Here is a 14,567-nt window from a genome sequence, read left to right as displayed (position 1 = left end):
CTACCACATTGAGAGTCAGTTTTGCCCAAACAAACAGACCCTATGAGAACACTTATGAATACCCTGGCCGCCCTGGTGCTGGCGACCTCCTTCACCCTGGCGCAGCAAGCGCCGGGGGCCAAAACGACCACCGAAAAGCTGGAAGAATACCTGGCAACGTCCGCCCGGCTGCACCGGTTCAACGGAACGGCGCTGGTGGCGCAGAACGGGGCGGTTTTACTACAGAAAGGCTACGGCTGGCGGGATGCCGTGCGTCAGATTCCCAATGATACGAACAGCATTTACCAACTGGGCTCGATTACAAAAACGTTTACGGGGGCCGTTATTCTGCAACTACAGGAAGAGAAAAAGCTGTCGTTGACCGACAAACTGAGTCGGTATTTTCCGGAGTACCCGCAGGGCGACCAGATTACGCTGGAACAGTTGTTTCGGCACACCTCCGGCATTTATGACTTCAAAAGCATTCTGTACGGGCCCGACAGCGCCACCGTGACGCGGCCGGTTTCGAAGGAATGGGTTGTGGCTCAGTTTAAGGACAAACCGCTGGCAGCCAAGCCAGGAACGGCTGTCCATTACACCAATTCGGGTTACTATTTGCTGGGCCTGATTGTCGAAAAACTGACCGGAAAACCGTTTGAAACCGTCGTTCGGGAGCGGTTTTTTAGCCCACTAAAGCTTACCCAGTCCGGTTTTGATTTTATCAATACGAAAAACCGGGGCAAGACGACGGGCTACACCTTCCGGAACGATTCGCGGCTGGTGGCGGTACCGACGGTCGATTCAACGGTGGCCTACGCGGCTGGCGGCATGTACAGTTCGGTCGGTGATCTGTACCGCTGGTCGCGGGTGGTGCAGAACCGCCGGATGCTGAAACCCGAAACCTGGGAAGCCGCCCTGACGCCCCCCAACCGGGGCAACTGGGGCTACGGCTGGGGCGTCAATTATTTTAATGATACCAAAAAGCTCATTTTTCAGAATGGCAACATTCCCGGTTTTGCCACTTTTTACGTCCAGATTCCGGACGACGATGTGGTGATCATTCTGCTTTGTAACGTCGACGATGCGTCGGACCTGACGACGCTGGAACCGATTGTACTGGATTTGGTGAAACTGCTCTACAACGAACCGTACCAACTCCCCGTCAACCGAAAGGCTGTTGCGGTGGGCGAAACCGTGCTGCGGCAGTACGTGGGCCGGTATCAACTAGCGCCGGACCGAACGCTGGCGATCACGCTGGAAGCCGGTAAGCTCTTTTTACAGGTAACCGGGCAACCCAAGTTTGAAGTGTTTGCGGAAAACGAAACCGAATTTTTTCTAAAAACCGTGCAGGCCCGGTTGACCTTTCACAAAGACGCCAGCGGGAAGGTGTCGCAGGTGGTCGTTCATCAGAATGGCGATCATGTGGCGAAGAGATTATAACGAAAACCCTGCCAGTGGCCCCGGCCCTGACAGGGTTGATCGCTCATTTTGATCACTTAATCACAAACTCCGAATCCTTCACGCCGTCATTGACTTTGACCTTGTCGACGGTCATTTCCATCTGAAACTGGCCGTTGCCCTGCGAGAGCGAGGTGGGGTATTTCAGCCCTTTGAAATCCTTGTAATTGGCATACTGAATGCTTTGCTCCATCTCGCCCCGGGGTGTTTTCTGAATCGAGCTGGATTGCACCTTCAGCCCCGTGGCGGTATCGTAAAAATCCGTCCACGAAGCCGCCCCGTCCGAGGTCGTGTGTTTGACTTTGTAAGCCTCTTTTCCGGCTATTTTTTCGGTGCCTTCCACGGTGCTTTTTACACCCAGTTCAGCAAAATGTAATTCGGGAAATAGCATGCCCTGAATCAGCCCCAGTTGTGCATCTTTTCCTTCCAGTACGCGGTTGCCGCCACGCATCCCGCCCGAGGCAATCTTGGTGCCGTCGCTGGTCATTTTGAAGACTTCCATACCGTTGGCGACCATCACCCGGGAGAACTTGTTAGGCGCTTTCTGCTTGAGCATCACCACCATCGGGTTGCCCTGCATTTCGGTGGAAAGTTGCACATCCAGGTCGGTTACTTTGGCAAGGAAATCCTTGCCGCCGATGGCGGTCAGGTACTTGTCGATGACTTCTTCGGCGGAGGGTGTGCTTTGAGCCAGCGCGCTCAGCGCCAGGGCGGGCACGATCAGCAAGGTCAGGATGGCTTTTTTCATGACTTGAGGGGAAAGGTTTGTGGTCAAAACTAACCGAAAAAAATGGATTGGCAAGCCCAAAACCGTCGTAGGCTTGTTTCCTTAAACTTCAGGACAGGAATTGGCGTTAGCCTGTTGCAATCCCGTAAAAAATGGCAACATATCAACTGCTCCACGATTGGACCGTATCGCCCACCGAAGCCGTGGCCCTGCAACAGCAACTGCGGCACCAGATCCGCATCGAACCGCTTACCAAACCGGTCGAGACGATTGCGGGCTGCGATATTTCGTTCAACAAATTTGAAGAGACGGTGTATGCCGGAATCGTGGTTTTGAAACTGGACACGCTGGAGGTGATCGAAGAAGTGGGCGTGGTGAGTTCGGCGACATTTCCGTACATCCCGGGTTTGCTGTCGTTCCGCGAAATTCCGTCGCTGCTTGAAGCCTGGACGAAGCTGAAAACCGAGCCCGATGTGGTGATGTTCGACGGGCACGGAACCGCACACCCGCGCCGGATCGGCATTGCCTCGCACGCTGGCCTGTTTCTGAACCGCCCAACCTTCGGTTGCGGCAAATCGGTTTTGGTCGGGAAGTACGACGAACCCGCGCCCGAACGCGGGGCGTGGTCGCCCATGAAGCACTATGGCGAAACCATCGGGGCGGCTTTGCGGACCAAAAACCGGGTCAATCCGGTCTATGTCTCACCCGGCCATCTAATTGATTTACAGACCGCCATCGACCTGACGTTGCGCTGCAACGGTGGCCGCCGGATTCCCGAGCCCACGCGCCGGACGCACAACCTGGTTAACGCACTGCGTCGCGAACGTACCCACGGACTTTAGTCCGTGTGAGCTTATTATTATCCAGTAGTTAATATCAACTCAACGGTTATGCTGGATCACACGGACTAAAGCCTGCGCGGCCCGGTCCGTGGGTACGTTTGCTTACTTCCGGGGCGTGGTTGACGACGCGCCACCCAGCGAGGCCGGTGACGAAGCGCCCGCTGCCGTAACGGGGTTGCCTTCTTTGTCGAGTTCAACCACTTCATACCCCAGCCGTTGCAAACCGGGCTGGATGGCGGCTTTGTTGCCCACCACCGTGATGATGAGGTTATTGACGGGCAGGCGTTTCTTCGCGATGGCGTCGATTTCCTTCTTCGTCATCTTTTGCAGAATCTGGCTCTGCTGCTCCACAAAATTACCGGGCAGGTTGTACTCCGCGATCTGGTTCAGGAAAAGCGCTTTCTGGAACGAGGTTTCGTACCGCAATGCATCCCGCTGACCGACCGAGCTTTTTAGGAATTTCAGTTCGTCCTCCGTAATCCCGGTTTTGGCGTAGTTGGTGATTTCTTTCATGAACTCCACCACCGAACTGTCGGTCGCAGTGGCTTTGACCCCGGCCTGGGCGGTGAACGGCCCCGGTGTTTTGGTGCTGCCGAATCCCGAGCGGGCCCCGTACGTCCAGCCTTTGTCTTCGCGCAGGTTCATGTTGATGCGGCTGTTGAAGGCTCCGCCGAGGATGTAGTTGGCCAGACCGGTCCGGAAATACTCGCCCGTTGCGTCGAACGGCAGGTCGGTCAGGTAGCCGATCCGGATTTCCGACTGCGCGGCTTTGTCCTTGTCAACCAGGTAAATCCGGGTTTTATCGACGGCTTTCGGCGTGGGTTCTTTCGGCAGGTTGACCGGTTTGGCCGCCCAATTTTTCAGGAAATCCAGCTTGGACAGGATGGCGGTTTTTTCCACATCCCCGACAATGACGAGGTTGGTCACCGAGGGCGAGAAGTTTTTCTGGTAAAACGCCTTCACATCGTCCAGCGTGATGTTGCCAACGGTTTGGATCGTGCCGCTGGACGAAATGCCCCGGATGTTGTCAGGGCCGTAGAGCAGCTTGTTGTACGCCTTGTTGGCAATCACAACCGGCTGCGTGCTCTGGTTGGCAATCAGCTCGATCTGCTGTTTTTTCAGCCGCTCGAAGTCTTCCGGCGCAAACCGGGGGCGGAAGAGTTTCTCCTCCACCAGCGCCAGCGTGGCGTCCAGATTTTTGGTCAGCGACGACACCGAAACGCCGATTTCTTCCGTACCGGCGTAAATCTGAATGCTGCTGCCGAGTTTTTCGAGTTTGGCGTTGATCTCTTCGTTGCTGTAATTCTGCGTGGCTTCGTTCATCAACGAGGCCGTGAGCTGGGCAATCCCGGCTTTCGAGGGGTCGTTGGCCGAGAGCAGGTGACCGCCTTTCACCGAAAACAGCATCGTCACGGTCGGTATTTCATCGTTTTTCGTGCCGATCATTTTCAGGCCGTTCGGCAGCTTGTCGGTCCAGAACGGTGGCACTTTCAGGGCCGGGCTGGGACCCGAACCCGGTTTTTTGCTTCGGTCGAACGAATCTTTGGCTTTCACGTATTTCAGGCCTTCGTAGCCGTAATCGGGCGCTTTGTAGCCTTCGGTCGCAATGGTGTAGTTGTCCGGATGCGCCACGATGGCCTGTTGGCCCTTCGGATACACCGTCAGAATGACGCCTTTTTTGCCTTTGATGTACTGGTTGTACACCCGCATAATGTCGGCTTTTGTCACGTCCTGGTAGCGTTTGAACTCTTTCGGTAAATAATTCGGCGTACCCGCAAAGGTCTGGAAGGAAGCCAGTTGCGATACTTTTCCGGCCACGCTTGACAGAGCGTTGATCATATCGGCTTCGCGGGTGGCTTTAAATTGCGCCAGGTCGTCGTCGGTAACGCCCCGTTTTTCAAATTCAACCAGCGTGTTGCGCACAATGGCTTCGGTGCTGTCGAGCCGCTTGTCGGGAAAGGGCAATACGGTGAATGTAAACTCGCCCGCCAGTTCGTTGGCCGGATGGCCGACGTTTGCCTGCACGGCTTTCTCGGCTTTGACAAAATTCTTGTAGAACAGGGAGCTCTTACCGCCCCCCAGAATCTCGGCCAGCGCATCCAGCGGAGCTTCGTCGGGGTGGAAACGCGGCACCGTCGGGTACACCATCCGCAGCATCGGGAACCGGATGTTGTCTTCGTACGACACATAGCGGTCTTTCTCGACCACGACCGTCGGCACCACGGTTTTGGTCACCTCCGGGCCTTTCGGAATGCTGCCGAAATACTTTTCCGCCAGTTGCACCACCTGCTTCGGGTCCACGTCACCGCCCACAGTCAGCACCGCGTTGTTGGGGCCATACCAGCGGAGAAAAAAGTTTTTCAGGTCGTTGACGTTTACCCGGTTCAGGTCCTCAATGTAGCCGATCGTGAGCCAAGAGTAGGGGTGGCCGTACGGGTACAGATTTTTGGCCGTATACTCGCTCACCAGGCCGTAGGGGCGGTTGTCGTAGTTCTGGCCGCGCTCATTTTTCACAGTTGCGCGCTGAATCTCGAATTTTTTCTGGGTGACCGCATCCAGCAGAAAACCCATACGGTCGGCTTCGAGCCAGAGCGCCCGTTCGAGTTGGTTGCTCGGGACGGTTTCGAAGTAATTGGTCCGGTCCTGGTTGGTGGTTCCGTTCAGGGTGCCACCGGCTTCGGTCACGAGTTTGAAGTGCTCGTCGTCGGCCACGTGGTCGGAGCCCTGGAACATCATGTGTTCGAAGAAGTGGGCAAAACCGGATTTGCCGATTTCTTCCCGGGCCGACCCGACGTGGTACGTCACATCGACGTGAACGATCGGGTCGGAATGGTCTTCGTGCACCACCACCGTCAGGCCGTTGGACAGCACGTACTTCTGGTACGGAATGATCAGTTCACCGTCCTTGCGGTTGACGGTTTCGACAAGCTGGGCCTGCGACCAGGCCAGGTGGGTAAGCAGCAGGCTCAGAACGCCGATGCAATAGCGTATTCGTTTCATTGTATAGGGCTGGTGAATCTATACAAATTACGTCGAATAGCTACATATATGAAAGCTTTTTGGCTTATTTCAGGGTGCTCATCCCGCCGTCGATATGGAGAACTTGCCCGGTGACCCAGGCGGATTCGTCCGACAGCAGGAACGTGACCATCCCGGCGATGTCGTCGGGCGTACCGATTCGGCCCAGCGGATGCCGTTTTCCGGCCGCTTCGAGTCGGTTGGGGGCTACTAGTCCGGCGGCTTGTGCCAGCGGGGTATCGGTCAGCGAGGGTGCCACGGCGTTAAACCGGATGTAGTGCGGGGCGTATTCGGCCGCCAGCGATTTGACCAGCCCCTCGACGGCTGACTTGGCGACGCTGACCGACGAATGCAGCCCCAGTCCGAGCTGAGCGGCTACCGTACTGAACAGCACCACACTGGCCGATTTGGCCTGAATCAGCGCGGGCATGGCGGTTTTTAGGATCGAAATCGCCCCGAGCACATTCAGTTTCAGATCTTCTTCATAATGCTCCATTTTCAGACGGCCAAAGGGAGCCAGCCGGATGGTTCCGGGGGCATAGACCAGACCATGCAGCGTACCAGGCAGGGCGTTCAGGGCGGTTTCGTCGGGCTGGGTGGCATCCCAGGTCAGATGGGTAGAGGAAAAGCCTTCGGGCTTGCGCCGACCGGCCGTAAACAGGGTGGCACCCTCGGCGGCCAGTTGCCGCGCAACGGCCTGACCAATCCCGGACGATGCGCCGACGATCAGGATGTTCTTTTCGGTGAATTTGCTCATATTCCCCACAACGCGAAAGTGAACGTCGAGGTTAGAAAAAACCGGGAGAATAATTTAGGCCGGAAAACGGGTGCCGGAGGGCGTTGGGAGAAAAAATAAGCCCATTAGAAATCCAACGGGCCTATCCTACTAACCTATGATGAAATAGTATTCTACGTAGTAAAAGTATTTAATCGGAAAGATCTAACTATGCCGTACTCTCCTGCCTTCGCCAAAGAAGAAAAATGTTGGCGGACAGGATCGTTAGACCGGGCGGTTTTTGTGCTTTGAGGTTCAGGAGAGAACAGGAAGGTCTTTCCTGATAAATTGCACAGATTTGTTGAAAAAGCGCTATACTGCGTACTTGGAGACTTCACCCCCAACCCCCTAAAGGGGGCTTAAATACCCGGATCTGAGAGCCCCCTTTAGGGGGTTGGGGGTGAAAAATTCGCGTTTATTTTTTAAAACCGATGGCCGTAATTTGGGGAGTTGTCTTACACGCGTTGGGCGGATTCGCGTCCGGCAGTTTTTATTTACCGTATAAAAAAGTGCAGGTTTGGTCCTGGGAGAGTTACTGGCTTGTGGGCGGTATTTTCTCCTGGGTGGTCGCTCCGCTTCTGTTCGGTTTACTGACTGTACCCAACCTGTTCGATGTGCTGGCAGCGGCCCCCACCGAAACTATGTGGTGGTCGTATTTCTGGGGCGTCCTCTGGGGCTTCGGTGGGCTGACGTTCGGGCTGACGATGCGGTATTTGGGCCTGTCGCTCGGCATGGCCGTGGTGCTGGGCCTGTGTGCGGTTTTCGGAACGGTCGTGCCGCCGATCTGGCTCGGGCAGTTCGGAGCGTTGATGAGTACGCTTTCTGGCCAGGTCATCATGTTGGGGTTGGGCGTCTGCGTGCTGGGCATTGCCATTTGCGGCATCGCTGGGATGATGAAGGAAAAATCCATGTCCGACGAAAAAAAGAAGGAAACCATTGCCGAATTCGATCTGAAAAAAGGCATTCTGGTGGCGGTTTTTTCCGGCATCATGAGCGCCTGTTTTTCCTTTGGTCTCACCGCCGGACAACCTATTGCCGAACTGGCCGTGCAGAACGGGGCTGATCCGCTGTACATGAACAATGCCCCGCTGGTGTTCATCCTGCTAGGTGGTCTGACCACCAACGCCATCTGGTGTATCTACCTCAATATCAAGAATAAAACCTACTCGGACTACGCCAACGTGTCGGCTCCGGCAGTGCGGAATATCATCTTCTGTGCGATGGCTGGTGTCACCTGGTACCTGCAATTTTTCTTCTACGGCATGGGCGACAGCAAGATGGGCGAATACCGGTTTTCGGGCTGGACGCTGCACATGGCCTTCATTATTGCCTTTAGCAGTTTCTGGGGGCTGTACCTGCACGAGTGGCGCGGAGCCAACCGCCCGACGATGCGTACCATCACGCTCGGCATTGCCACGGTAGTATTCTCGACCGTCATTGTCGGGATCGGAAATTATCTGGCGGAATGAAACCCGGATGTGCCCTGTCAGCGTCGAGAACCGTCCTGACAGCGGCTCATTGGTATGTAATTCTTTTGTTAAGAAAAGTCCCCGGCGGGGTTTACCGTAAATTATCCGTATTTTCAGAGCGTTCTTACCGGAGTCACTTCGAACTGTAATGGCGCTTTTCTGGATCGAACTGGCCGGTTGGCTGGGCGTTTTTTTCTACCTGCTTGCCTATCTGTTGCTGACCCTGCGGCTGGTGCGCGCGGACAGGCTTCCTTTCCATTTGCTGAATGTCCTCGGAGCCATCGGGTTGATTATTAATTCGATGCACACGCACGACCATCAGAGCATCGTCGTCAACGTCGCCTGGCTGCTCATCGGTTTATGGGCGATCTGCCGGAATTACCGGCCCGTTCAGCGCTTTTGACGGATCAAGCAAGGTGAGCGCCTGTTGCTTGTATTGACCTAGTTTTTGCTCGTACTCGGTTTTGTCGCTGACCAGACTTAAGTAATAATAGGCGCCGTCGACCAGGACAAAAATCAGGTCGGCGGTTTGGTAGGCATCCGCGGTTTGCAGTGCCCCGGCGTTGGCGCAATCCTGAATCAGCCGGGCTAGTTTGTGACGCAGCGAATCCAGCATCGTTTTATACTTCTCCTGAATCACTGCATTCCGAAACGTCAGCGAATAACAACTGTAAAACAGGCCGTCGTCGAACAAGTGGTTCCAGTCTTTGGAGAACAACCGGTCGATGACTTTCAGCAAAACTGCTTCGGGAGTATCGTGGCGCTGCGTCGCGATGTCGAAGATCAACTGGTATTTATCCAGCATGAAATCAATCAACCCGCTGATCAAATCGTCCCGCGTCTGGAAATAATGCATGATCAGGCTGGGATTGATTGCCATCACGACCGCGATCTTGGCAATTGAGGTGTTCTCCAGCCCTTCTTTTTTGGCAACCTGGTAAAACATCTGAATAATTTCCTGCCGCCGGGTGTCTTTAAGGCTTTTTCTTCCCATTCTACTGATGCATCAATCAACGGATTAAAAGTCCCAAATATACGGGAAAAAACAATGGGTAAATTTTAAATAAATTGAATGAATATTCAAACAAAATTAACAATTTTGTAACACTGGGTTAACGTCCGTTGGAGACCCTAAACTCTACCTTTGCAATCAACCTGACTGGACCAAGTCGCTCTATGAAAAAAGTTGATTTTCAATCTCTTCTCTTCCACAGTTAACCATTGTGTATGATGAAAAATCTACCACATGTTTTTTCCAATCGGCTGCCTTCTTCCCGGTTTTGGGGTGTTTTCTGGGGGCTGGTCCTGCTAGCCAACGGCCTGGTTGTTGCGCAGGGTGTCACGGTTAGCGGCCTGATCACCGGCGGAACTGCGAAGGAATCGCTGCCGGGCGTTAATATTGTGATCAAGGGCACCCAAAAGGGCGTCACGACCGACGGGCAGGGCCGCTACACCCTGAATAATGTGCCCGCCAACGCGGTTTTGGCGGTATCGTTTATCGGGTATATGGGTGTGGAAGAACCGGTCAACGGGCGCACCGCCATCGACATCAACCTCACACAGGATGCGGCCAATTTGCAGGAAGTCGTGGTGGTGGGGTACGGCACCCAAAAGAAGATCAACATTACCGGGGCCGTCGACCAGATTGCCGGGAAGGATATCGAAAACCGGCCGGTCGCCAATGTCTTGCAGGGCTTGCAGGGCATTAGTCCGGGCTTGAACATTACGTACGGCGGAGGGCGGCCCGGCACAATCCCAAACATCAACATCCGGGGTTTTACGTCCATCAATGGCGGCCAGCCGCTGATCGTGATCGACGGCATTCCGTCGACGAATAATGATGATCTGCTGCGCCTGAATCCGTCGGATATTGCCTCGTTTTCGGTGCTGCGCGATGCGGCCTCGGCGTCGATTTACGGCGCGCGGGCGGCTTTCGGCGTCGTACTGATCACGACCAAACAGGGCGGAAAAGGCCGTCAGTCAATCGTTTACAACAACTTTTTCGCCTGGGGAAAATCGACCGTGCTGCCGCAGCCGATCACCGACCCGTACATTTTTTCGCGGGTGCTCGAAACCGCCACCGACAACACGCCCTGGGATTACGTCAATTATTCCGACGAGCATTACCGCTGGGCGAAGGAACGCTCCGAAAACCCGGCGGTGGAAGATGTGCGGCTAAATCCGAACGACCCGACCAAATGGGCCTACATGGGCAGCAACAACTGGTACGATTATTTTTACCGCCGGTCGAGTCTGTCGCAGAACCACAGCGTTTCGATGTCGGGCAGCGCCGGTGCCGATAAAATGCCGATCGGGTATTATCTGTCGGCGGATTACAACAAGGAAAACGGCCTCAACAAGCTGACCGACGATTACTGGAACCGGTACACGCTCCGGGGCCGCTTCAATTTTGCGCCCCTGAAGTGGTTGAAAGTCGACAATAACGGAACGATTTACCAGACCGAACGCGCGGACCCGACATCATCCATTATCGATACCTATTTTCTGCAACCCACCGATGTGGCAAAAAATCCGGACGGTTCGTGGGCCAATACGGCCGCCGGACGGCTGGCAGCCCGGCTGACCGATGGCGGGAAAAATACCGAAAGCATGTTCGGGTTTCAGAACATTACGCGGGTTGTCGGGTCGTTCCTGAACGACGCTTTGCAGATAACCGGTGACGCGAGTTTCAAACGCGAGCAGTGGAAATACAACTGGGATTCCCGCAAATTCAGCATCGGTTTTGGCCCCGGCGACATTCGGCAGGAGGGCGGCAACGGCTACGTCATCGAGCGCAACGGTACGCTGACCAACACGGTGTATAACCTCTACGCCAATTACTCGAAAACGCTGGGGAACCATGCGCTGACGGCTTTGGCGGGTTACAACCAGGAAAGCTACGTGTATTCGTCGTTGGAAGCTGAGAAAAATGTGCTTATTTCGTCCTCGTTGCCGTACATTGGCTTGACGACCGGCGACGGCTTCATCCGCCCGACCTACCAGTCGTTTGCCACCCGCAGCCTGTTCGGCCGGTTGAACTACACGTTCAAAGAGCGGTACATTCTGGAAGCCAACGGCCGGTACGATGGCTCATCCCGGTTTCCGTCGAACAACCGCTGGGGCTTCTTTCCCTCAGTTTCGGGGGCCTGGGTGGCCAGCGCCGAACCTTTCCTGAGCGACATGTTACCCTACGTGCCGACCCTTAAACTGCGGGCTTCGTACGGCGACCTGGGCAACCAGAGCGTGGGTAACTTCAACTACATCCAGACGCTGCCCACCGACCTATCGGGCTACCTGATCAATGGCAACAAGCAAACCGTCATCACCAGCGCGCCGTCGTTGCGGATCGACCCGCGCAATTACACCTGGGAACGGGTTTCGACCCTGAACTTCGGGGCGGATGTGGGCCTGCTAAAAGAAAAAGTACTGCTGTCGTTCGACTATTACATCCGGAACACGAAAGGGATGCTGACGGCGGGGCAGGAGTTACCAGCCGTGCTCGGAACGACGGTGCCTAGCCAGAATGCGGCCGATCTGCGCACGAAAGGCTGGGAATTGACGCTGAATTACCGGGATTCGTACGTGGTCGGAGCCAAACCGCTCACCTTCGACGCCAAATTCATTCTCTCCGATTCGCGTTCGTTCATTACGAAGTTTAAAAATGAACAGGAATTATTCTCGAGCTACCGCGTCGGGCAGGAATTGGGAGAAATCTGGGGGTTAACCAACGACGGTTTTTTCCGGACCGAAGACGAAATCAAGCAGATCGACCAGACGGCCATCATTCCCTGGGGGGCGTTGTCGATTGTACCGGGCTGGCCCCGCTACCGGGATTTGAACGGTGATGGGAAGATTGAACAGGGCTTGTCGGCGAAAGATCCGAAGGATTTGTCGGTCATCGGTAACTCGACGCCCCGCTACCGGCTGGGCCTGAACCTGAACGCCAACTGGCATGGGTTTGACGTAGCAGTTTTCCTGCAGGGCGTCGGGAAAGCCGACTACTACCCGCGTCACTACCTCTACTGGGGACCCTACCAGCAGCCTTACGCCAACGTTTACCCCTGGAACCTCGACTTCTACCGGGCTACGGCCGAACCGGAAGCCGACCGCGCGAAGCACTCGGCTTCGTACCTCCAGGCGGGGCTGGCCGATGCCAATACCGATGCCGAATTCCCGGTTTTGCAATCCTGGCTGGCGGATGCCAACTACGGTTCCGGGCTGGACATTCCCCAGACCAAATACCTGCTCAGTGCGGCTTACGTGCGGGTTAAAAACGTGACCATCGGCTACACGCTGCCCCCGGTGCTGACCCGCCGGATCAAGGTTAACCGGGTGCGGGTGTTTGCCAGCGGTGAAAACCTGTTCGAGTTCTCGAAAATCAAAAAGTACACCGATCCCGAAGCGATCAACACCGGGAATGGCTGGGCGTATCCGTTCCAGCGGAAAATGGCCGTGGGCCTGAATTTTGAATTGTAATGGCTCTCTAACCCGCTCGAAATCATGAAAAAGACTTTCTATCTCCTGTTTTTCGGCCTGCTGGTCGGGGCCACGTCCTGTAAAGACGATTTTCTGGACCGGTATCCGCAAACGTCCATCGCGCCGGAAGCGTTTTTCAATACCGAAGAAGACCTGGCATTGTACGTCAACGGCCTGCTCTCGCTGCCGGGGACCGGGTCGTACCTGAACGACCAGAACACCGACAATGCCGCCACGACCGGTGCCGTGGAGGTCAAAACCATCATGACCGGCACGCCCACTGCCCAGAACATCACCGGCGGCTGGACATGGGAGCGGTTGCGGAACATCAACTATTTTCTGGACAACTACCGGAAAGCCAACGTGACCCCGGCCGTCCGGAATCATTACGCGGGCCTGGCGCGGTATTACCGGGCGGAGTTTTATTTCGAGAAGGTGAAGCGGTATTCCGACGTGCCCTGGTATTCGGGCTCGCTGAACCCCGACGATCCGGATTTGTACAAACCGCGTGACCCCCGTACGATGGTCGTAGACAGCGTGATGGCCGATCTGGCGTTTGCGGCTGCCAACGTGCGCGAAGAGGTGCCGACCGGAACGCCCGGCAAATGGGCCGCCAAGCTGTTGCAGGCCCGGGTGGCACTCTACGAAGGTACTTACCGCAAATACCACGACGAACTGAATCTGCAAACCACAGCCAACGGGTTTCTGGAAACGGCGGCTGCGGTTTCGGCCGAAATCATGGCGTCGAAGAAGTTTTCGATTTATTCGACCGGAAAACCGAACGAAGATTACGCGGCCCTGTTTTCGAGCCAGAACCTGCTGACCAACCCGGAAGTGATCCTGACGAATGCGTACGATGTGGATAAAAAACGGAACGGGGGCGTCAACTCGACGGTTTTTGGGGACTACGAGCAGGCACCCGCCCGCGACCTGGTGCAGACATACCTGATGAAAGACGGTTCGTATTTTTCGGGCCAGACCGGTTACCAGCAGTTCGGTTTTGTGAAGGAGTTCCAGAACCGTGACCCGCGTTTGATGCAAACCGTGGCTTATCCCGGCTGGGTGCGCCAGCCCGACGCGCAACCCTACATCCAGCGGCTGAATAAGAACTTCACGGGCTATCACCAGTTGAAAGGCTACATCAACAGCACGAATAACATCATCGTCAACGGCGCCGATTTTCCGGTATACCGCTACGCCGAAGCCCTGCTGATTTACGCCGAAGCCCAGGCCGAACTCGGCAAGCTGACCCAGGCCGATCTCGACCAGTCGGTGAACCTGCTGCGGAAACGGGCTGGCCTTCCGAACCTCGATCTGGCAAAAGCCAACGCGACGCCCGATCCATTCATGGTGTCGAAATACCCGAACCTGAGCGGGGCCAATCGGGGTGTTTTGCTCGAAATCCGGCGCGAACGGCGCGTGGAGTTTGCCTTCGAAAATTCGCGGTACGATGACCTGATGCGCTGGAAAGCCGGTAAATTGCTGACGAATATTCCCGAGGGCATGTACTTCCCCGGTCTGGGCAAATACGACCTGACCGGCGACGGTGTGGAAGACATCATCCTGATCGACAAGAGCGCGTCGATTCCAACCGAGGAGCGAAAAGAAAAGAATGCGCTGGGCGTGACGCTGATTTATTACCGGGCGGGCAGCAGCACCGACGACGTGACGGTTTATCTGAAAAACGGCACGAACGGCGGCACGATGGTGACCGAAACGACGCCCCGGAAATTTGACGATCCCAAATATTATTACCGGCCTATTCCGCAGCAGCAGGTGTTGCTCAATCCGGCGCTCAAGCAGATTTTCGGCTGGTAATCAAC

The 14,567-nt window shown here is 55.5% G+C and carries 10 protein-coding genes; 6 read left to right on the top strand and 4 right to left on the bottom strand.

The window, feature by feature from the left end; genetic code table 11:
* The first annotated feature begins 42 nt into the window (after positions 1–42).
* Positions 43–1,419, top strand: a complete 1,377-nt coding sequence (locus tag ACO2Q8_RS02995; RefSeq protein WP_423343296.1) for a serine hydrolase — start codon at positions 43–45, stop codon at positions 1,417–1,419.
* A gap of 52 nt (positions 1,420–1,471) precedes the next feature.
* Here ACO2Q8_RS02995 and ACO2Q8_RS02990 read toward each other — a convergent pair whose 3' ends face one another.
* Positions 1,472–2,185, bottom strand: a complete 714-nt coding sequence (locus tag ACO2Q8_RS02990; RefSeq protein ID WP_423343295.1) for a hypothetical protein — start codon at positions 2,183–2,185, stop codon at positions 1,472–1,474.
* 131 nt (positions 2,186–2,316) lie between these two features.
* Between ACO2Q8_RS02990 and nfi the strand changes: the two genes are divergently transcribed.
* Positions 2,317–3,006, top strand: coding sequence for a deoxyribonuclease V (gene nfi / locus ACO2Q8_RS02985; RefSeq protein ID WP_423343294.1), 690 nt, complete (start codon positions 2,317–2,319; stop codon positions 3,004–3,006).
* A gap of 102 nt (positions 3,007–3,108) precedes the next feature.
* On the opposite strand, the gene ACO2Q8_RS02980 is transcribed toward nfi, so the two are convergent.
* Entirely contained in the window at positions 3,109–6,006 is a 2,898-nt protein-coding gene (locus ACO2Q8_RS02980; protein ID WP_423343293.1) for a M16 family metallopeptidase, read from the bottom strand.
* 64 nt (positions 6,007–6,070) lie between these two features.
* Complete coding sequence (locus ACO2Q8_RS02975) at positions 6,071–6,781, bottom strand: SDR family NAD(P)-dependent oxidoreductase (RefSeq protein WP_423343292.1); 711 nt, start codon at positions 6,779–6,781, stop codon at positions 6,071–6,073.
* 449 nt (positions 6,782–7,230) lie between these two features.
* Between ACO2Q8_RS02975 and rhaT the strand changes: the two genes are divergently transcribed.
* Together rhaT and ACO2Q8_RS02965 are read left to right on the top strand one after the other, a co-directional pair.
* A complete protein-coding gene (gene rhaT / locus ACO2Q8_RS02970; protein ID WP_423343291.1) occupies positions 7,231–8,268 on the top strand; it encodes an L-rhamnose/proton symporter RhaT in 1,038 nt (345 codons plus the stop codon).
* 148 nt (positions 8,269–8,416) lie between these two features.
* Positions 8,417–8,671: a CBU_0592 family membrane protein gene (locus tag ACO2Q8_RS02965; RefSeq protein WP_423343290.1), complete on the top strand. Its 255-nt coding sequence runs from the start codon at positions 8,417–8,419 to the stop codon at positions 8,669–8,671.
* Here ACO2Q8_RS02965 and ACO2Q8_RS02960 read toward each other — a convergent pair.
* Positions 8,627–9,262 carry a TetR/AcrR family transcriptional regulator gene (locus ACO2Q8_RS02960; RefSeq protein ID WP_423343289.1) on the bottom strand — a complete coding sequence of 212 codons (636 nt, stop codon included), beginning with the start codon at positions 9,260–9,262 and terminating at the stop codon, positions 8,627–8,629. The genes ACO2Q8_RS02965 and ACO2Q8_RS02960 overlap by 45 nt on opposite strands.
* A 236-nt stretch (positions 9,263–9,498) precedes the next feature.
* Here ACO2Q8_RS02960 and ACO2Q8_RS02955 point away from each other — a divergent pair, with 236 nt between their 5' ends.
* Together ACO2Q8_RS02955 and ACO2Q8_RS02950 are read left to right on the top strand one after the other, a co-directional pair.
* Positions 9,499–12,744 carry a SusC/RagA family TonB-linked outer membrane protein gene (locus ACO2Q8_RS02955; RefSeq protein WP_423343288.1) on the top strand — a complete coding sequence of 1,082 codons (3,246 nt, stop codon included), beginning with the start codon at positions 9,499–9,501 and terminating at the stop codon, positions 12,742–12,744.
* 24 nt (positions 12,745–12,768) lie between these two features.
* A complete protein-coding gene (locus ACO2Q8_RS02950) occupies positions 12,769–14,562 on the top strand; it encodes a RagB/SusD family nutrient uptake outer membrane protein (RefSeq protein ID WP_423343287.1) in 1,794 nt (597 codons plus the stop codon).
* Positions 14,563–14,567: the final 5 nt, after the last annotated feature.

This window comes from Larkinella sp. VNQ87, assembly GCF_049445795.1.
Taxonomy (GTDB): Bacteria; Bacteroidota; Bacteroidia; order Cytophagales; family Spirosomataceae; genus Larkinella.
Note: the sequence above shows the minus strand (reverse complement) of the source record. Positions and strands in the feature narration are given on the sequence as shown.